Below are 19,128 nucleotides of genomic sequence, written 5' to 3'. Positions count from 1 at the left end.
TTCGCAGGTCAGGGCCGATTGTCAGTGGTCGCCCCTACGGTTTTCCCATGACGCGATCACTGCAGGCCGTGGCCTACCCCCGACACTCCGCGCCGGAGTCCGCACCGGGCGTACGGCGCTGGGGACTTGAGACCTCGCGGGGCGCGCCCCCCGCGGGGACCGAGGACCATCCGCGGTTCTTCGCGGACTTACTGACCTCGCCCCGGGTCGCCGCGGCCGGGCCGCTCGCGGACGTGGCGGCGGCGCGCTACCACCAGCGGCAGCCGCGGGCCTCCCTCGATCCGGTGGTCACGGGCAATCGCGACCGGCTCCGCTTCGAGTCCCATGTCGACGTCAACAACCCCCTGCGCGAGGCCCTCTCGCGGATCGGAACGGACGATCCGCTGCATCCGCGGGCCGAGTTGACGGGGCCGGGCGCGGCACGCCTGGACGGGGATGCGCGATGAATTCCCTGTTGGAGACGGTGCGCAACGGGCGGACGGCCGAGACCGTGACCCTGCTCGACGGGATGACGGACGCCGAACGCCGCGCGCTCGTACCCGAGTTGAAGGCGCTGCGCAGCGAGTTGCGCAGCGCCCCGTGGAACGCGGCGTCCCGCCGCGCCTGGCCCACGCTCCATCTGGCCGGGGCCGCCTGCCAGACCGGCGCCGCGGGGGTGGCCGCCTGGATCTCGGCGGCCGACATGCAATGGGCCCAGGCCTCCCCCGCCGTACTGCTCGATGTGCTCGGCGACCGCGAGCCCGAGTGGCTCGCGGATGTGACCCACCGGCTGGCACAACGCCCGTTCGCGATGGGCAGTGTCCCCTACGAACTGATGGCCGGTCTGGTACGGCTCTCCGGCTGCCCGGTGCCGACGACCGACGCCTATGTGCAGGGCTGGATGGAGCACATCGGAGCGGTCTGGCAGCGCGGGGACACCGTTCTGGACCGGCTGCGGAAGGACCCGTATCTGCGGGAGCTCGTCGCCGCGCTGTTCGAGATCGACGGCATCGGCAGCCGGGTGGAATGGCGGTACGGCGAGGGGTCGAACAGCTGGACGTACGCACTGGCGCGGCTCACCCAGGAGGGCGCCCTCGACCGCAAGGTGATGGTCGACGCCTGCTTCGCCCGGCTGTTGCGCGGCGGCGCCGCCACCGAACTGCGGGCGTTCCTGAACCTGTTGACCTCCTTGGACCTCACCGCGGACGAGCAGCGCGAGCGTGCGGCGGACTGGCTGGCGCTGGCGGCGGAATCCGTGGTCCCGGTGGCTTCCCAGGCCCAGTCGGTGCTCGCCTCCCTCGCGCTCGAAGGGACACTGCCGCCCGGGCAGCTGGCCGAGATGACCTCGTGCGTGCTGTTCCGGACGGAGAAGAAGCTGGTACGGGCCCAGCTCATTCTGGTGGGCAAGGCACTCAGGCGCGATCCGTCCACCGCGGCCGAGGTGGTGCCCGCGGTGGCGCGGGCCTTCGGACACGAGGACACGGACCTGCAGGAGCGTGCGCTGAAGCTCGTGGAGCGTCATCTCGGCGGACTCCGGGCCGAGGGCGCCCTCCGGGAGGAACTCGCCGACGCGGCGGCCCGGTTGAGCCCGGGGTTGCGGGTGCGGGCGGAGCAGCTGCTCGGTGGCGGGCCATCGGCCGCCGCCCCCGAGGCCCACGAAGAAGTACTGCCTCCGGTGCCGGAGCGGTGGCGGCTCGCACCCGCTCCGCAGACGCGGGCCGAAGTCGTCGAGGAGTTGGGCTCACTCCTGGGCTCGCGAGGCGAACTGAGCGCGTTCGAGCGCACCTTGGACGGACTCGTGCGCCATGCGTACCAGGACGGGCAGGGGCTCGCGGAGGCCTTGCGGCCGTGGGCCTCGCGCGGCTGGTGGGCGACTGCCGCCCCGGAGGACATCGACCGATACTTCCGGGGCAACAGCCACAGTCTCGAACTGATCCTGGCGACGCTGCTGGGCCACACCCGCACCGCGTTGCTCCACGACATCGTGCGGCGCGGCGCCACGGGCCCCGGTTGCGTGCACTCCGGGGTCGCCGATGCGTTCCACGCCCGTCTGCGGGAGGTCGCGTACCGGCTGCGTACCGACCCACAGCCGTTCCTGTTGTCCACGCCGAGCTGGTCGACCGGACTGCTGGAGCCCGAGGACCTGGTGTCACGGCTGGAGACCTACCGGCGGCTGGACGCACGGCCCGGAGCAGCCGACTTCGCCCAGGCGCTGCTGCGACTGCGCGAGGACGACCGAGCGGGCGCCGAGGCGGCGGCGGACCGAGCGCAGCGGCTGGGCACCGCCGAGGGCGAGCGGCTCGCCCGGTGGCTCACCGACGAGAGCCCGGCGCCGCCACCGGGCAGACGTCGGACGTCGGGGGTGCGCGTGCTGGTCGAACTCGGCGAACTGGCGCAGCCACAGCACTCGTTGCCACCGGAGTTCCAAGCGCTCGGCCGCCGGGTGACCCCCTTCGCGGCACACCGGTACTGCGGCCACCGGGTCGGCGGGGAGGCGCGGCACTGGCTCGGCGTCCTGCCCGGCCGACGGGAACTGGTGGCGGCGCGGATGCTCCGGGACCTCTCCTCGCTCGCCGTGGAGGACACCCGGGGCGCGGCCGCGATCCTCCCCCGCCTCGCCGAGGCCGACGGCGAGGCGGGCGAGTGCGTGCACCTGTGTCTGGCGTACGGGCTCGGGGCGCGGCATCCGGAGGACCGGCTCGCGACGGTGGACGCGCTGCTGGTGCTCGCCGCACGAGGGCAGCTCGACGCGGGGCGGCTCGGAGCGGATCTCGGGCAGTTGGTGCGCTCGGGGGCCGTGAAGCCGTCGCGGCTCGCGGAGGCGATACGGACGGCGGCGGCGACCGGCGCCCGCGCCACCGTCTGGACGGTGCTCCGCCAAACGCTGCCGATGCTGCTCGCCGACCTCGCGGCACAGGGGGCGGCGAAGGAGGCGGCGAAGGGGGCGGCCGGCGCGCCCCCGCGCGGGCTCGGGGATCTGCTGGCGGTCGCCGCGGAGTGTGCCGAGCGCTCCGGGGCGCACGGTGATCTCGCTCATCTCGCGCAGACGGTCGGCCGGGGCGGCTCGTCCAAAGTGGTGACACAGGCCCGGCGGCTTCGGGACACGCTGACCCTCCCCACCGCCGCTGCGCCCGTCTGACCAGGCGCGTAACCCACGCGATCCGATGGAGGCAAATCAACCGCAAAAAGAACCACAAAAAGGATAGAACGACACTTTACCGATCAGTCACAGACCGTTCGTGATCACGCAACACCACTCCTTCACAGTGACTGCATGACTCCAGACATGTCTGATGTGACCCGGGCGAAGCACGGTCGCCCCGTCCACCACTGGCGACGGGACGTGGTCGAACTCGCCGCGCTGTTCACGGCCGTCGCGGTCGCCGACGCCGTCGCCAACCTGATCGGGCACGGCCCCGACGGCCCGGCCCTGCTGGTGATCTCGGCCGTCATCCTGGTCGCCACGGCCGGATTCCACACCTGGTGGGCACGCCGCCACGGCCACGCGCCCCCCACGGGCGATACCGGCGCCCGGATGCTCGCCGACGGGCGACGCGCCGGGCAGGCCGAAGAGGCCCCTGCCGCGCCGGAGGCCGTCACCGGAGCGACGGCGCTGTGGCGGATGCGGACGACGGTGAAGGACGAGCCGGGTTCGCTGGCCGCGCTGTGCACGGCGCTGGCACAGCGGCAGGTCGACATCCTGAGCCTGCAGACACATCCGCTCGCGGACGGCACCGTGGACGAGTTCCTGCTGCGCGCCCCCGCGGAGCTGGCCGCCTCGGAGGTCACCCGCGCACTCTCGCTGGCGGGCGGCACCGAGACCTGGATCGAGCGGGCCGACGCCCACGATCTGGTGGACGCGCCGACGCGCGTGCTGGGGCTGGCCACTCGCACGGCTTTGGACGCTGCGGAACTTCCGCTGGCCCTCCGGCAGTTGCTCGGTAGGTGCACCATTCGTTCGCTGCCCGCCACGTCTCCGGGGTCGGGTCGAGCGGAAGAGGGTGTTCCGGTCGAAGGGGTGCTGGAAGACACGGTGATGCGCTTGCGCGCGCCGGAGGGTGGGGTGATCACGCTGGAACGGCCGTATCTGCCGTTCACGCCGACCGAGTTCGCTCGGGCACGGGCGTTGGTGGAACTGGACGCGCGGCTGGGTCCGCGCATCCCGCGCAGCCAGGACATGCTGACGCTGCCGGAGGGCAACTCGATCACGGTGCGTCGCGCCGACGTCTCCGACCTCGACGCGGCGAAGGCGATGCACGAGCGCTGCTCGTCGGGCACGTTGAGCATGCGCTACCACGGGCCGGTCGGTGACGTGGACCGTTACCTCAACCACCTGCTCAGCCCGCGCTTCGGACGCACCCTCGCCGTGCAGACGGCGTCGGGACGCATCGTCGGGCTCGGCCACCTCCTGTGGGACGGCGACGAGACGGAGATCGCGCTGCTCGTCGAGGACGACTGGCAGCGGCGCGGTATCGGCAGCGAACTGCTCAACAGGCTCGTGACGATGGCTGTCGAGGCGAGTTGCGAGAGCGTGTACGCCGTCACGCAGGCCTCCAACACCGGCATGGTCGCCGCGATGCGCGGACTGGGGCTGCCCCTCGACTATCAGATCGAGGAGGGCACCCTGGTCGTCACGGCCCGCCTGGACGCGACCCCGGTGGCGTCCCGACCGCCGTACGACCAAGGACAGAGGCAGACGCAGACGCGCACGCAGAAGAATTGAATCCTCCCCTCCCTAAGGGAGGGGATTCCTGGCTCAGGCAGCCATCCGGGGCGGCGCCCCGGATGGTCTTATGCCCTCGACACCAGCCGGGTTGAGACCAGCCCGGACAAGCATCACGCGTGCGGAGTTCTTGTCCCGTGGGGACACGGTGTTGCACACGGTGCAGGTGTAGATGCGCTCTCCCAGCGGCAGTGCGTGCTTGGCTCTCGCTCCGCAGTGCGCGCAGTCCATCGTGGTGTGCGCGGGGTGTACCAGGTGCACGATGCGTCCGTGCTTGCGGCCCATCTCGATCAGGGCCTGTCTGGTGGCGCCGATGGCGGCGTCGGCGGCCTTCTTGGCCATGGTGGTCCTGGCGAGGAACTTCGGCTTGAAGTCCTCGACAGCGATCGCGTCGTGGTCGGTCACGACCTTCTTCGCCCACTTGCGCCCGGTGTCCTGCCGCCGGCGGGCGATCTTCTGGTACGTCTTCGCCTGCCACTTCCTGGCCTCGCGGTAACCCTTGGAGGCCGCTTGCCCCTTGGCGGGCTTGCGGCGGGCCATCATCCGGTCGTACCGGGACAGCTTCTCCTTGGCCCTGCGCCCGTGCTGGGCGTGGGGGAGGTCGTGGGCGTCGCTGGTGGTGGTCGCAGTCTCCTTCACACCCCAGTCGATGCCGATCACGCGGCCGGTCCCGGGGAGCGGCCGCACCTCGGCGGGGACGACGAAGCTCGCGTACCAGTGCCCAAGGCTGTCCTGATATACGCGCACCGATGACGGGTCGGCCGGAAGGTCTCGCGACCACACCACCGTCAAGGCGATGCCGCCCGCCAGACGCAGCCTGCCGTCTTTGAGGCGGAAGCCGCGCCGGGTGTAGTTCAGCGTTGGCAGCGTCTCGCGCTTCTTCTTCCACTTCGGCATCCCGGCCCGGCGGTGCTGCGGAACCCGACCGCGGATGTCCTTCTGAGCCTTGGCCTTGGACCTGCCGAAATCCCGGATGAGTTGCTGCTGCGGAACGCTGGAGCCCTCACGCAGCCACGGCGTGCGAGCACGGGCGTCGGTCAGCATCTTGTCGAGCTGCGCCGGGCCGCAGGTGCGCTTGTCGGTGCCCTCGGGACGGTTCTTGTTCCAGGCGTGGGCCTGCTTCGACTTGGCCACGCACTCGTTCCACACCCACCGGCACCGGTCCCACTCCGCCATCAGCAGCATGTGGGCGGTGGACGACACGCGAAGCCGGAACGTGTACCGGGCATGCCCCGCTCCGTCGGCCCCTGCCGCTTCCGCCACACCCTCACCCCCGCCCGAAGTTCCGGTCACCCACCCCTGCCGGACGACCATACGTACGAGATCCACACGCCCGCGCCCCTGTCTTGTCACGATCACACCCATCAGCGAACATGAGCACATATGTTCGCCCACACTCGGCTCCGCCGAGCAAGTCGCAGCGGCGCTCCGCGCCCAGGAAGCGGGATGCGGCGACGCTCCGCGTCGCTGTCACGGGATGCGATTCCTCCCCGGCGTAAACGCCGGGGCCTCCTCGCAAGAGACCAGGTGAACAAGTAGGACACGGGCGAGACGCCGAGCGGCGAGCGGCGAGCGGCGAGCGGATCGTACGGAACGGTCCGCCGCCGGTTCCGCTCCCTCGCGAGGAGAAGCGGGCACGACGTCGAAAGGCCCCTCGCATTCGTGCCGTGCCCGGGGCCTCCCGCCGCCCGGCCACCGCCGGACCCGCGCACTTCTCCCCCGAGGTCCGCCCCCGGCTCCTTCCCCGCTTACCCCAGCGCGCCGTCCAGGTCGGCCCACAGGTCCTCGGTGTCCTCCAGCCCCACCGACAGGCGAAGCAGCCGGTCACCGACCCCGGCGTCCCGGCGGTCGTCCGCGGCCACGATGCGGTGGCTGATGGACGCCGGATGCTGGATCAGGCTGTCGACGCTGCCGAGGCTCACCGCGGGGGTGATCAGGCGGACCCCGGCGATGACCGCGTGCGGGTCGCCGCGCACCTCGAAGGCGATCATGGCGCCGCCGATGCGCGGATAGTGGACGCGGGCGACGCGCGGGTCGGCGGTGAGCCGGCGGGCGAGTTCCGCGGCGGTCGCGGACGCGGCCCGAACCCGTACGGGCAGGGTGGACAGTCCGCGCAGCAGCAGATAGCCGGCCAGCGGATGCAGCACACCCCCCGTGGCGAAGCGCACCTGGCGCAGCTGTCGGGCGAGCTCCTCGTCGCAGGCCACCACTCCGGCCATGACGTCCCCGTGTCCGCCCAGGTACTTGGTGGCGCTGTGCAGGATCAGTCGCGCGCCCTGTTCGGCGGGGCGTTGCAGCACCGGCGTGGCGAAGGTGTTGTCGACGAGCAGCGGGACGGCGCCGCAGGCGTGCGCGACGGCGCGCAGGTCGAGTTCGGCGAGCGTCGGGTTGGCCGGGGACTCGACCATGACCAGCCCGGTGTCGGGGCGCAGGGCGTCCGCGATGCCGGCCGGGTCGACCCAGGTCACCTCGGAGCCCAGCAGTCCGGCGGTGAGCAGGTGGTCGCTGCAGCCGTAGAGGGGCCGTACGGCGACCACATGGCGCAGACCTCTCGCGTTGCGTATGAGCAGTACGGCGCTCAGCGCGGCCATGCCGCTGGCGAACGCGACCGCGCTCCCGGTGCCTTCGAGACGGGCGAGAGCGGTCTCGAAGCGGGCGACGGTCGGGTTGCCGAGGCGGCCGTAGACGGGCGGCCCCTCGGGTTCGGCGCCGTCGGCCGCGAACGCGTCGATGCGGGCGGCCTCACCACGGCTGTCGTACGAGGGATAGGTCGTGGACAGGTCGATCGGCGCCGCGTGCAGCCCCTGCCGGGCGAGATCCTCCCGCCCGGCGTGCACGGCCTCGGTGGCGAGCGCACGGGCCGTGGGCGCGCCCTGGCCGGTTCCGTTCAGCCGGTCCTGGGTGTCGGACGAGTCGGATGGGTCGTACACCACGGTTTCCATGGGCAGCAGCCTGAACACCGACCGGGGTCGAGGCGCTGAACTCCGTGTTACGTTCGGGCCATGGCCGAATCCGTCGTACTCGATCCGGTGGATCTTCATCTGCTGCGACTGCTGCAGAACGACGCACGGACGACGTACCGCGATCTCGCCGCGCAGGTCGGCGTCGCCCCCTCGACCTGCCTGGACCGGGTGACCAGACTGCGCCGCGCGGGAGTCATTCTCGGCCATCAGCTGCGACTCGATCCGGCGAAGCTGGGGCGGGGCCTGGAGGCCCTGCTGTCCGTGCAGGTGAGGCCGCATCGGCGGGAGCTGGTCGGCCCGTTCGTGGAGCGGATCAGGGAGCTGCCGGAGTCGCGGACCGTCTTCCACCTCACCGGGCCCGACGACTATCTCGTGCACGTGGCGGTCGCGGACATGGCCGACCTGCAGCGACTGGCCCTCGACGAGTTCACGTCCCGGCGTGAAGTGGCCCGCGTCGAGACCCGGTTGATCTTCCAGCAGTGGGACTGCGGCCCACTGCTCCCACCCGCCGCACCGGCCGCACCCGTCCCACCCACCCCATCCGCCCCGTCCGCGACTACGCCATCGTCGAAATCAGGCTGATCACGGCTCGGAGCCCGTCCGCCCGAGCTGACGTGGCGCCTGTCCTCGTATGAGGATGTCCGTATGTCAGAGACGACGCGCATGTCAGAGACGAAGAGCCCGCTGCCCCGCGAGGTCGCCGACGCGTATGTCGACGACCTCGTCGCCCTCGACCCGGTCCTCGGTACGTACCTCGGTGTGAAGGAGAGTTCCGGCAGGCTTCCGGACCTCTCGCCCGCGGGACTGGAGGCCGTCGCGCAGCTGGCGCGGTCGACCCTGGTGCGGCTCGACGAGGCGGAGCGGCGAGCGGGCGCGGACAGCGGCATCGAGCGGCGCTGCGCCCGGCTGCTGCGCGAACGGCTCACCGCCGAACTGGCCGTGCACGACGCCGACGAGGGGCTGCGGTCCGTCGGCAACATGGACACCGCCGCGCACTCCGTGCGCGAGGTGTTCACCATCGCGCCGACCGAGACGGACGAGGACTGGGCCGCGATCGCCGAACGGCTGCGCGCGGTGCCGGCCGCGCTGGCCGGGTACCGCGCGTCCCTCGCCCTCGGTCTGGAGCGCAAGCTGTACGCGGGCCCGCGCCCGACCGCGACCTTCATCGGGCAGCTCACCGAGTGGTCCGGCCCGGACGGGCAGGACCACGGCTGGTTCGAGGAGTTCGTGTCGGCGGGCCCCGACGCGCTGCGCGAGGAGCTGGACGCGGCCGCCCGGACGGCCACGCGGTCCCTGGTGGAGCTGCGGGACTGGATGCGTGACGTGTACGCGCCCACGATCGCGGGCGCGCCGAACACGGCGGGCCGTGAGCGATACGCGCGCTGGGTTCGCTACTACAACGGTTCGGACCTCGACCTCGACGAGGCCTACGCGTACGGCTGGGCCGAGTACCACCGGCTGCTCGCCGAGATGAGGACCGAGGCCGAGAAGGTCCTGCCGGGCGCCGAGACCCCGTGGGCGGCGCTCGCGCACCTGGACGAGCACGGCAGGCACATCGAGGGCGTCGAGGAGGTCCGGGACTGGCTGCAGGGCCTGATGGACCAGGCAATCGACGCGCTGGACGGCACCCACTTCGAACTCGCCGAGCCGCTACGGACGGTGGAGTCCCGCATCGCCCCGCCGGGCGGCGCCGCGGCCCCGTACTACACCTCGCCGTCGGCGGACTTCTCACGGCCCGGCCGGACCTGGCTGCCCACGATGGGGCTGACCCGCTTCCCCGTGTACGACCTCGTCTCGACCTGGTACCACGAGGGCGTGCCCGGCCATCACCTCCAGCTCGCCCAATGGGTGTACGTCGTCGACGACCTCTCCCGCTACCAGGCCACCGTCGGCCAGGTCAGCGCCAACTGCGAGGGCTGGGCGCTGTACGCGGAGCGGCTGATGGACGAGCTGGGCTTCCTTCAGGACGCGGAACAGCGGCTCGGTTACCTGGACTCGCAGATGATGCGCGCGGCGCGGGTCGTCGTCGACATCGGCATGCACCTGGAACTGGAGATTCCGGCGGACTCCCCGTTCCATCCGGGCGAGCGCTGGACGCCCGAGCTGGCGCAGGAGTTCTTCGGCGCGCACAGCAGCCGTCCGGCGGACTTCGTCGAGAGCGAGCTCACCCGCTATCTCTCGATCCCCGGTCAGGCCATCGGCTACAAGCTCGGCGAGCGGGCCTGGCTGCTGGGCCGCGAGAACGCGAAGAAACGGCACGGGGACGCCTTCGACGCCAAGGCCTGGCACATGGCGGCCCTGTCGCAGGGGTCGCTCGGCCTGGACGACCTGGTCGACGAGCTGTCCAAGCTCTGACCGGCACCGGCACCGGCACCGGCGGCGGCCCGGCGCACAGCGGACCGGCGGCGCCCGGCGCACCGCACGACGTGAGCCCGGCCGCCGGGGCGCCCTCGCGACCGTCCGGTGCGCCGGCCACCGAGCCCCCCGGCGCACCGCTTCTCAGTCCTGGACGCCCCGCTGCCGTACGACCGATCCCGTTCGGCCCTTCACGACCTCCAGCTGGGCGTGCACGCGCCGTCGCAGGTCGGCGACATGGCTGACGATGCCCACGCTGCGGTCGCGCTCCCGCAGTGAGTCGAGCACGTCGAGGACCTCGTCGAGGGTCTGCTCGTCGAGGCTGCCGAAGCCCTCGTCGATGAAGAGCGTGTCGAGCCGCACCCCACCGGCCTCGTCCGTGACCACGTCCGCGAGGCCGAGGGCCAGCGCGAGCGAGGCGAAGAACGTCTCGCCCCCGGAGAGCGTCGCCGTGTCGCGCTCCCGGCCGGTCCAGGCGTCCACGACATGCAGGCCGAGCCCGCTGCGGCCGCGTCCCGCACGGTCGTCGGAGTGGACCAGGGTGTAGCGCCCGGAGGACATGCGCCGCAGCCGTACGGTCGCGGCGGCGGCGACCTGCTCCAGGCGGGCGGCGAGGACGTACGACTCCAGGCGCATCCTGCGCTCGTTCTCCGCCGAGGTGCCCGCGGCCAGCCCGGCCAGGCGTGCCACCCGGTCGTACTCCTCGCGCAGCGGCGCGAGACGGCGTACGGACGTGTCCGCGCGCGCGGACAGCCGGTCGAGTTCGGCGCAGCGCCGGGTGGCCGCGTCCTGGGCGGAGGCGGTCTCCCGCAGCCGGCGGGCGGCGGCCTCGGCGCCCCCTTCCGCGGCGGGCAGGTCGACGGCCGGCTGCTGGGCGGCGGCGGCCGTGTCGGCCTCGGCGAGCACGGCGCGTACCGCGGCCTCCTCCGACTGCCAGGCGTCGAGGCGCCGTTGGAGGTCCCGGTGGGCCGCGTCGTCGAGGAGCGCGTCGGCCGCGGCCTGCGGGGTGTCGAACCCGGCGCGGAAGGCGGCGTCGGACAGCCGTGCGTCGGCGTCCTTGAGGCGCTGCGCGGTGTCCTCGGCCGCGCGCACGGCGTCCGCCGCCTCCGTGAGCAGGGCGGCCTGCCGCTCCAGCTGCGCGGCGCGTACGGCGACGCTGTCGGCGGCGCCTCGGGCGCGCGCCAACTCCTCCTCCAGCACGGCGCTTTCGCGGTCGTTGCGCTCGCGGTGGGAGACCCGGGCGGCGGCGCGCAGCGCCACCTGCTGCTGGGCTTCGACCCGCCGTTCGTGTTCGAGTTCGGCCTGCGCGAGTCGCTCGCGCGCGGTGTGCAGCCCGGAGGCGGCGGTGCGAGCCTCGGTGTGTTCCCGCTCCAGCTCGGCCGCCTGTTCGGCGAGTCGCTCGGTCGGCGCGTCGCCCGCCTCGGCGGTCGCGGCGGCCAGCGCCTCGCGGACGACGCCGAGCCGACGCTCGTCCTCGGCGGCCTGCTCGTCGGCGAGCCGGTGGGCGGCGAGGGCTTGCTCCTCGGCCTCCCGGTCGACGTGTCCGGCGATCTTCCGCGCGGGCGCGGGGTGTTCGGTGCCGCCGCACACGGCGCAGGGCTCGCCGTCGACGAGACCGGCGGCGAGTTCCGCGGCGATGCCCTGCAGGCGCTGTTCCTTCAGGTCGAGCCAGTGGACCCGGGCGTCCGTCGCGCGTTCCCGGGCGGCGAGGGCCCGGGCGCGGGCGTCGTCCGTGTCCCGGGCGAACTGGTCGCGCTGCCGGGCCGCCCTGAGCCGCGCCTGAGCGGGATCGCGCTGCACATGGAGCTGCTCGGCGCGCGTCGTGGCCTCCTGCGCGGACTCGATGCGCGCCTGGAGTCCGGCGCGGGTCGCCTCCCAGGTGGCGAGCCAGCTCTCGGCATCCTGGCGGACGTCCTCGTCCTCGCGCTCCTGGCGGTCCAGGGAGGCGCACTCCGTGGTGAGTTCGGCGAGGCGGCGTTCGGCTCGGCGCGCCGACGCAAGGCCGCCCAGCTCCTCGGCCGCCTTGCGCGCCGCCGCGGCGAGCCCCGGCGCTCCGTCTCCGGCGAAGGTCTCCGGCAGGGCGCCGCGGGCGCGTGCCTCGTCCGCGGCCGCGCGCCGGTGCTCGGCCTCGGCGGCGTCGCGCAGGTCGAGCGCGGGCGCCACCGCTTCGGCCTTCCGCGCCCGCTCCATGCGCGCCTGCGCCTCCCGGTGGGCGTCGGCACGCTCCTCCAGCCGCGCGGCGCGCTCCCGCGCCTCCGTGAACCGGCGCTGCAGCCGCGCCACTTCGCGTACGTCGTCGAGTACGCGATCGGCGGCGGCCTGCGCCGACTCGGCGGCCGTACGCGCGCCGTGCGCGAGGGCCAGCCGCTCGCGGGCCGCGCTGCGGGCGACCGCGGCCCAGGTCAGCACGGACTCGGCGAGGCCGGGGTCGCCGGGCGCGAGCTCGGGCAGCGCCACCTCGACGATGTCCCCGGCGGCCTGCTGCATACGGTGGGCGTCGGCGAGCAACGCCGCGTCGCCGTCCCGTACTTCGGCCTCCGTCGCGCGGCGCCGCTCGGTGAGGCGCTTCTCGACCTCGGCGAAGCGGTGCGTGTCGAAGAGACGGCCGAGCAGCTTGCCGCGGGCCTCGGCGTCGGCCCGCAGAAAGCGCGCGAAGTCCCCCTGGGGCAGCAGGACGACCTGGCAGAACTGCTCGCGGCTCATGCCGAGCAGCTGGGTGATCTCCTCGCCGATCTCCTGGTGGGAGCGGCTGAGGTCCTTCCAGGAGCCGGCCGGCGCGTCGTACTCGCGCAGCCAGCCCTGTGCCTTCTCGGTGGTCGTGCCCGTTCCACGCTTCTTGGGACGGGCCCAGGGCGGCTGCCGGGTGACCTCCAACCGGCGTCCGGCGACGGTGAGTTCGAGACGGATCTCGGTACGCGTCGCGGGCGCCGCGTGGTCGCTGCGCAGGGTCATGCCCTGGCCGCTCTGGCGGGCGCCCGGCACCGCCCCGTACAGCGCGTAGCAGACGGCGTCGAGGACGGACGTCTTGCCCGCGCCGGTCGGGCCGTGCAGCAGGAAGAGCCCGGCGGCCGACAGCTCGTCGAAGTCGACCTTCTGTGTGGTGCCGAAGGGCCCGAAGGCGGTGATGTCCAGGCGGTGCAGCCTCATCGGGCTCCCTTCCGGCCGAGCGCGCGCGGTGTGGTCACCGGGCGACCTCCCGTACGGCCTCGTCGGCACGGACGGTGTCGAACGCGTCCCGCAGCACGGCCTGTTCGTGGGCGTCGGGTCCGGCGCCGCGCACATGCGCCACGAAGTCCTCCGCGATCTGCTGCTCGCTGCGGCCCGCGAGCCGCCGGGCGTACGAGACGTCGGGGTCCTCGGGGGCCCGCTCCGGGTCGAAGACGAGGCTGAGCGTGTGCGGGAAGCGCTCGGTGAGCCGTGCCATGGGCTCGGCCGGGCGCACCGGGTCGGTCAGGGTCGCCTCGACCCACGCGTCCTCGTGGCGCTCCAGCCGCGGATCGGCGAGCAGGTCTTCGAGGTGTCCCCGGAGGCGGGCCAGCTTCCGGGGGACGGGGCAGTCGATCCGCTCCGCGCCCAGGGAGCCGTCGGGGCCGAGGTCCACCAGCCACATGCTCTTGCGGTGGTCGGCCTCCGAGAACGAGTACGGCAGCGGGGAACCGGAGTAGCGCACGCGCTCGGTGATGGTCTGGCTGCCGTGCAGGTGGCCGAGTGCCGCGTAGTCGACGCCGTCGAAGACCCCGGCGGGCACGGCGGCGACCCCGCCGACGGTGATGTCCCGCTCGCTGTCGCTGGCCGCCCCGCCGGTGACGAAGGCATGGGCGAGGACGACGGAACGGGTGCCCGGCGCGCGGGTGGCGAGGTCGGCGCGGACCCGGTCCATGGCGGCGGCGAGCACCGCCTCGTGATCTGCCTTGTCGACCCCGAACTCGTCCTTCACCAGAGCCGGTTCGAGGTACGGCAGTCCGTAGAAGGCGACGTCGCCGTGCGTGTCGGCGAGCACCACGGGGGTGCCGGAGGCCGCGGGCTCGGTCCGCAGATGGATGCCCGCCCGGTCGATGAGCCCGGCGCCGACGCCGAGCCGGCGCGCCGAGTCGTGGTTCCCGGAGATCATCACCGTGGGCACCCCGAGGTCGGCCAGACGGTGCAGGGCGTCGTCGAAGACCTCGACGGCGGCCAGCGGCGGCACCGCCCGGTCGTACACGTCCCCGGACACGACGAGCGCCTCGACGCCGCGCTCACGCACGGTCGTGACGAGGTGACCGATGTACTCGGCCTGGGCACCGAGCATGTTCACTCGGTGGAAGGCCCGGCCGAGATGCCAGTCGGACGTGTGCAGAATCCTCATGATCCCCGAGACTAACGGGCGGGTCGGACATCACGGGCGGCTACTCCCGTATCGGTCCGCGCTGTCCGCCTATGCGTCCCCGTACGCCTCTCCACCCAGTTCGAACCCGGCCGTCCCGGCCGTCGCATCGGCGAGCCACGCCCGGAAGGGCTCGACGTCGGTGTCCGGCAGTCCGATCTCGATCGTGACGGCCTCGCCGTAGCGCACGTCACGGACCTCGCGCCCGGTGGACCGCAGGTCGTTCTGTATCTTGCCGGCGCGCTGGTGGTCGACGGTGACCGTGGCCAGCTGGAAGCGTCTGCGGGTCAGTGTGCCGAGCGCGTCCAGCGCCTCGCCCACCGATCCGCCGTACGCCCTGATCAGTCCGCCCGCGCCGAGCTTGACCCCGCCGTAGTAGCGGGTGACGACGGCGACGACGTACCGCATGTCGCGGCGCAGCAGCATCTGCAGCATGGGGACGCCCGCGGTGCCGCCCGGTTCGCCGTCGTCGCTCGCCTTCTGGACGGCGGCGTCGGCTCCGATGACGTACGCGTAGCAGTTGTGCGTGGCGTCCGCGTGCTCCTTGCGGACGCCCGCGATGAAGTCCTGGGCCTCCCGCTCGGTGGCCGCCGGGGCGAGGGCGCACAGGAAGCGCGAGCGGTTGACCTCGGTCTCGTGCACACCCGCGCGGGCCACTGTGCGGTACTCGTCCTGCATCGGCCCAGCGTATGCGCTCCCAGCCCGGGTCCGGGACGGCGGACCCGAGGCGGCAGGACCCCTGCCGTCGCCCGGGCCGCGGTCCAGCCCCTGCCCATGGCTGCTCCCCCACCGCGGTCGGCCCCGGCGCGGTCGGCCCCGGCGCGGTCGGTCCGGGCGATGTGGTGGATACTCGCTCCTCGTTGCCCGAAGCCGGATCGCCGGCCCGACCGATCGCAGGGAGATCGCAGCATGACCGGCACCCAGGTGGACAGTTCGGACTCCGCCGAGCCCCGAGAACGGGAACCCTCAGCAGCCGCGCCACGCTGGCGGGCATGGCTTCTGGAGGGGCTCAGCGAGCAGTCGGCCAGGCATCCCGGGCCGCACGCCACCCCGGACGCGGAGCACCAGGGCCACAAGTGGTGGCGGGTGATGTGTCTCACCGGCGTCGACTACTTCTCCACGCTCGGCTACCAGCCGGGTATCGCGGCCCTCGCGGCAGGCCTGCTCTCCCCGCTCGCGACGCTCGTCCTGATCGCGCTCACCCTGCTCGGCGCGCTGCCCGTCTACCGTCGGGTCGCCAAGGAGAGCCCGCACGGCGAGGGCTCCATCGCGATGCTGGAGCGGCTGCTGCCCTGGTGGGCCGGGAAGATCTTCGTCCTGGTGCTGCTCGGCTTCGCGGCGACGGACTTCCTGATCACGATCACCCTCTCCGGAGCGGACGCCTCCGCCCACGTCGTGGAGAATCCTTTCGCTCCGCACTGGATGCACGGCGGGAACACCTGGATCACCCTCCTTCTGATAGCCGCGCTGGGCGCGGTCTTCCTGAAGGGCTTCAAGGAGGCGATCGGCATCGCGGTGACGCTCGTGGCCACCTATCTCACTCTCAATGTCGTCGTGCTGGGCGTCTCCGCCTGGCAGGTGCTCAGCCACCCGGTCAAGATCGGCGACTGGACCGACGCGATGACGGCCGAACACTCCTCGCCGCTCGCGATGATCGGCGTGGCGCTCCTCGTCTTCCCCAAGCTGGCGCTCGGCATGTCCGGCTTCGAGACGGGCGTGGCGGTGATGCCGCAGGTCGAGGGCGACCCGACGGACACGTACGAGAAGCCGACGGGCCGGATCCGCGAGACCCGCAAGCTGCTCACCACGGCCGCCGTGATCATGAGCTGTTTCCTGCTGCTCTCCAGCCTGGCGACGACGATCCTGATCCCGCAGGACGCGTTCGAGAGCGGCGGCCCCGCGAACGGCCGCGCCCTCGCCTACCTCGCGCACGAACACCTGGGCGAGGCATTCGGCACCGTCTACGACCTGTCGACCATCGCGATCCTCTGGTTCGCGGGTGCCTCCGCGCTCGCCGGTCTCCTCAACCTCGTACCGCGCTATCTGCCGCGCTACGGCATGGCCCCCGAGTGGACACGCGCCGTCCGCCCCCTTGTGCTCGTCTTCATGGTGGCCGCGGTCCTCATCACGCTGTGGTTCGACGCGAACGTCGACGACCAGAGCGGCGCCTACGCGACCGGTGTCCTGGTCCTGATGCTCTCGGCCTCCTTCGCCTCGGCGGTCGCCGTGCACCAGCGGGGTCACCGCCGCGCCGCGGTCGGCTTCGCCGCGATCACCGCGGTCTTCGGCTACACCCTGGTCACCAATGTCATCGAACGCCCCGACGGCATCAAGATCGCGCTGATCTTCATCCTGGCGATCCTGATCACCTCGTTCGCCTCCCGCGTGCGCCGCGCCTTCGAACTGCGCGCCGCCGAGGTCACGTTCGACGAGACGGCGGCCCGTTTCGTCGACGAGGCCGCGGCCGACGGACCGCTGCTGCTGATCGCGAACGAGCCGCACGAGCACAGCACCCGGGAGTACCGCGCCAAGGAGTACAGCCAGCGCGAGCAGACACACATCCCGGACGGCCGGCCCGTGCTGTTCCTGGAGGTCTTCGTGACCGACTCCTCGGACTTCACCGCCGATCTGACCGTGCACGGCGACGAGAAGCACGGGGTGCGCAGGCTGCGGGTCGAGGGCGCGACCGTGCCCAACACGATCGCGGCCGTCATGATGCGACTGCGCGACCACACCGGCCAGGTCCCGCACGCCTACTTCAACTGGACCGAGGGCAACCCCCTGAGCCAACTGGTCCGCTTCCTCGTCTTCGGCGACGGCGAGGTCGCCCCGGTCACCCGCGAGGTGCTCCGCCGCGCCGAGCCGGACCCGGAGCGCCGACCCCGGATCCACGTGGGCTAGCCGTCGGTTCTCACGCCCCGGTCTCCCGGTCCTCAACCCTTCTTCTTGCCCCGCGGCACGGTCATGTCCGTCAGCAGCGCCGTGCCCGGGGCGAGCGCGTCCCAGGAACTTCCGTGCCAGGCCAAAATGGCTATCGCGGAGGTCGGGAACTTCGTCCGTACGTCGTCCAGCGCGTCGTCGAGACTGTCCCCGGCCAGGTCCAGCACCAGCTCCTCCAGCCCGGGGTTGTGTCCGATCAGCAGCAACGTCCTGATCTGGTCGGGGACTTCGTGCAGTGCTGTCAGCAACTCGGACACGTCGGCGGCGTACAGCCGTCGATCGAGCCGTACGGGCGGCGGGGTGCCCCACTCCCGCGCCGCCAGCTCCCAGGTCTGGCGGGCGCGTACGGCGGTGGAGCACAGGGCGAGGTCCGGCAGGCAGTCCGCCTCGGCGAGGGCGCGTCCGGCGGCCGGGGCGTCCCGGCGGCCACGCGGGGCGAGCGGCCGCTCGTGGTCGGCGACGCCCGTGGGCCAGGCCGACTTGGCGTGTCGCAGGACGACGAGTCTGCGCAGGGGGCCGCCTCCGGCACGAGCGATCACCGCTGCGCCCCGATGTCACGGGTGAGTTCGAGCCCGAGGAGACGGTCCGCGTAGGCGTACGTCTCGAAGCGGGCGCCGTCCGGCATGTCCTCGGCGTGTTCGACGCGCCGCAGTACCTCAAGCACGGCGGGCACGTCGAGGTCGTCCTCCCAGGCGGCACGCAGCTCTTGCCGTACCTGCTCGGGGACCGGCTTGGACGGCCGGGTGGCCCAGCCGGCGACGGCCTTGCGCCAGCGCGCGAGCGTCTCCCGGGCACCGTCGAGGTCGGCGGCGGCCATGTCGACGGGCTGTCGGCGCGGGGCCGCCAGCAGGACCATCCGGAGCAGCGCCGGGTCGGCCGTGCCGCTCACCGGGGCGACCTCGACCCGGATGCCCTCGGGAGCGGGGGTATGGGGAGCGGGGTCCTTGGGAGGGCTGTCGTCGGGCGCGGTGTCATCGGGAGCTGTGGCGTCGGGCGTGAGTACATGGAGGGCCGGGCCCAGGCCGCCGTGGTCGCCCTCGGCCCGGCGGATGCCGAGCGCGTCGGCGCGCGCACGGAGTCCGGCCGGCGGGTCGGCCACCGTGACGACGGGTGTTCCCCCGATCTCCAGGGCCCTGGCGAGCACGTCGGCGACCAGCAGCACCCGCAGGGCGGACAGGTCGTCCCGCTCCACGTGCGCTTCGACGCGGGTCAGGCCCCGACGGGCGCGGACGGCATCGATGGGCTCGCCCGTTCGGGCGTCGGTGATACGCAGCACGGGGTGAGCGTAGGCGGGCGGGGGTCCCGGTGCGGGGAGGTGGGACCCAATTCCGGACATGCGCAGTCGCCCCGGGACCCGAGGACGCCCACGTGGGCGGGGTGCTCCGCACCGATTCGAGGGCTGCCGCGCCCGGGCGGGTGAGTGGGACCACCCCGGTGGTGTAGCCCGCTGCACCAGGGGTTCGGGAGGGCGCTCCCTCGTGACGGCGGCCGGGAGACGGAATCGTTGTTCCCGGCCGAGGACAACCCGCTGACCTCGGAAATCACCCCTCTCACCCATCCCCCGTACGGAAGGAAACACCCCCCATGAAGACGTTGCTCTCGTCGAAGCCGGTCCTCTGGTTCCTGTTCCTCTTCAACCTCGTCGTCGCCGCGGCCGCGCCCTTCGTCGTCGACGGTGCGCAGGGCCTCATGACGGCCGTCGGGATGGGTGTCGTCTCCCTCGGGGCGGGCGTCAGCCTCCTCAAGGACCGCGGGCGGACGGCCTGACGGTCGCCGTCGAGTTCCCACCGCACACGCCGCGCCCG

At 72.7% G+C, this 19,128-nt stretch carries 13 protein-coding genes and 1 pseudogene; 7 read left to right on the top strand and 7 right to left on the bottom strand.

Annotation, left to right across the window (positions count from 1 at the left end; genetic code table 11):
• Nucleotides 1–47: 47 nt before the first annotated feature.
• From RV986_RS43585 to RV986_RS43575, 3 genes and pseudogenes are all read left to right on the top strand, one after another.
• Nucleotides 48–434, top strand: a pseudogene (locus tag RV986_RS43585) (SWIM zinc finger family protein); the annotation flags it as partial.
• 8 nt (nt 435–442) lie between these two features.
• Complete coding sequence (locus tag RV986_RS43580) at nt 443–3,118, top strand: DUF7824 domain-containing protein (protein ID WP_475922666.1); 2,676 nt, start codon at nt 443–445, stop codon at nt 3,116–3,118.
• A 147-nt stretch (nt 3,119–3,265) separates the two neighbouring features.
• Complete coding sequence (locus RV986_RS43575) at nt 3,266–4,702, top strand: GNAT family N-acetyltransferase (RefSeq protein ID WP_475922665.1); 1,437 nt, start codon at nt 3,266–3,268, stop codon at nt 4,700–4,702.
• Nucleotides 4,703–4,735: 33 nt separating this feature from the next.
• Here the strand turns inward: RV986_RS43575 and RV986_RS43570 are convergent, their stop codons facing one another.
• Nucleotides 4,736–5,887 (bottom strand): RNA-guided endonuclease InsQ/TnpB family protein, encoded by a 1,152-nt coding sequence (locus RV986_RS43570; RefSeq protein ID WP_475924649.1) that lies wholly within the window; start codon nt 5,885–5,887, stop codon nt 4,736–4,738.
• Between the two features lie 563 nt (nt 5,888–6,450).
• Complete coding sequence (locus tag RV986_RS43565) at nt 6,451–7,644, bottom strand: trans-sulfuration enzyme family protein (protein WP_475922664.1); 1,194 nt, start codon at nt 7,642–7,644, stop codon at nt 6,451–6,453.
• Nucleotides 7,645–7,704: 60 nt separating this feature from the next.
• Between RV986_RS43565 and RV986_RS43560 the strand changes: the two genes are divergently transcribed.
• Nucleotides 7,705–8,247 (top strand): Lrp/AsnC family transcriptional regulator, encoded by a 543-nt coding sequence (locus RV986_RS43560; RefSeq protein ID WP_475922663.1) that lies wholly within the window; start codon nt 7,705–7,707, stop codon nt 8,245–8,247.
• Nucleotides 8,248–8,328: 81 nt separating this feature from the next.
• Entirely contained in the window at nt 8,329–10,020 is a 1,692-nt protein-coding gene (locus RV986_RS43555) for a DUF885 domain-containing protein (RefSeq protein ID WP_475924648.1), read from the top strand.
• 144 nt (nt 10,021–10,164) lie between these two features.
• On the opposite strand, the gene RV986_RS43550 is transcribed toward RV986_RS43555, so the two are convergent.
• The 3 genes from RV986_RS43550 to RV986_RS43540 all read right to left on the bottom strand — a co-directional run bounded on the left by RV986_RS43550 (nt 10,165) and on the right by RV986_RS43540 (nt 15,061).
• Complete coding sequence (locus RV986_RS43550) at nt 10,165–13,167, bottom strand: AAA family ATPase (protein WP_475922662.1); 3,003 nt, start codon at nt 13,165–13,167, stop codon at nt 10,165–10,167.
• 34 nt (nt 13,168–13,201) lie between these two features.
• Nucleotides 13,202–14,365, bottom strand: coding sequence for an exonuclease SbcCD subunit D (locus RV986_RS43545; RefSeq protein WP_475922661.1), 1,164 nt, complete (start codon nt 14,363–14,365; stop codon nt 13,202–13,204).
• A 69-nt stretch (nt 14,366–14,434) separates the two neighbouring features.
• Nucleotides 14,435–15,061, bottom strand: a complete 627-nt coding sequence (locus RV986_RS43540; RefSeq protein WP_475922660.1) for a YigZ family protein — start codon at nt 15,059–15,061, stop codon at nt 14,435–14,437.
• Nucleotides 15,062–15,292: 231 nt separating this feature from the next.
• Here RV986_RS43540 and RV986_RS43535 point away from each other — a divergent pair, with 231 nt between their 5' ends.
• Nucleotides 15,293–17,284: an APC family permease gene (locus tag RV986_RS43535; RefSeq protein WP_475922659.1), complete on the top strand. Its 1,992-nt coding sequence runs from the start codon at nt 15,293–15,295 to the stop codon at nt 17,282–17,284.
• Between the two features lie 32 nt (nt 17,285–17,316).
• Here the strand turns inward: RV986_RS43535 and RV986_RS43530 are convergent, their stop codons facing one another.
• Both RV986_RS43530 and RV986_RS43525 read right to left on the bottom strand, forming a co-directional pair.
• On the bottom strand, nt 17,317–17,862 hold the full coding sequence (locus RV986_RS43530) for a SixA phosphatase family protein (RefSeq protein WP_475922658.1): 546 nt from the start codon (nt 17,860–17,862) through the stop codon (nt 17,317–17,319).
• A complete protein-coding gene (locus RV986_RS43525) occupies nt 17,859–18,599 on the bottom strand; it encodes a hypothetical protein (RefSeq protein WP_475922657.1) in 741 nt (246 codons plus the stop codon). The genes RV986_RS43530 and RV986_RS43525 overlap by 4 nt, the downstream gene beginning before the upstream one ends.
• A 308-nt stretch (nt 18,600–18,907) precedes the next feature.
• On the opposite strand from RV986_RS43525, the gene RV986_RS43520 reads away from it, so the two are divergent.
• Nucleotides 18,908–19,090, top strand: coding sequence for a hypothetical protein (locus RV986_RS43520; RefSeq protein ID WP_475922656.1), 183 nt, complete (start codon nt 18,908–18,910; stop codon nt 19,088–19,090).
• Nucleotides 19,091–19,128 lie beyond the last annotated feature (38 nt).

It is taken from the genome of Streptomyces sp. RLA012, assembly GCF_056270325.1.
Note: the sequence above shows the minus strand (reverse complement) of the source record. Positions and strands in the feature narration are given on the sequence as shown.

Bases quoted from the DNA above. Each gene is read 5' to 3' on its own strand.
- RV986_RS43580 (WP_475922666.1), top strand. From the start codon at position 443: ATGAATTCCCTGTTGGAGACGGTGCGCAACGGGCGGACGGCCGAGACC.
- RV986_RS43575 (WP_475922665.1), top strand. From the start codon at position 3,266: ATGTCTGATGTGACCCGGGCGAAGCACGGTCGCCCCGTCCACCACTGG.
- RV986_RS43570 (WP_475924649.1), bottom strand. From the start codon at position 5,887: ATGCTGCTGATGGCGGAGTGGGACCGGTGCCGGTGGGTGTGGAACGAG.
- RV986_RS43565 (WP_475922664.1), bottom strand. From the start codon at position 7,644: ATGGAAACCGTGGTGTACGACCCATCCGACTCGTCCGACACCCAGGAC.
- RV986_RS43560 (WP_475922663.1), top strand. From the start codon at position 7,705: ATGGCCGAATCCGTCGTACTCGATCCGGTGGATCTTCATCTGCTGCGA.
- RV986_RS43555 (WP_475924648.1), top strand. From the start codon at position 8,329: ATGTCAGAGACGAAGAGCCCGCTGCCCCGCGAGGTCGCCGACGCGTAT.
- RV986_RS43550 (WP_475922662.1), bottom strand. From the start codon at position 13,167: ATGAGGCTGCACCGCCTGGACATCACCGCCTTCGGGCCCTTCGGCACC.
- RV986_RS43545 (WP_475922661.1), bottom strand. From the start codon at position 14,365: ATGAGGATTCTGCACACGTCCGACTGGCATCTCGGCCGGGCCTTCCAC.
- RV986_RS43540 (WP_475922660.1), bottom strand. From the start codon at position 15,061: ATGCAGGACGAGTACCGCACAGTGGCCCGCGCGGGTGTGCACGAGACC.
- RV986_RS43535 (WP_475922659.1), top strand. From the start codon at position 15,293: ATGACCGGCACCCAGGTGGACAGTTCGGACTCCGCCGAGCCCCGAGAA.
- RV986_RS43520 (WP_475922656.1), top strand. From the start codon at position 18,908: ATGAAGACGTTGCTCTCGTCGAAGCCGGTCCTCTGGTTCCTGTTCCTC.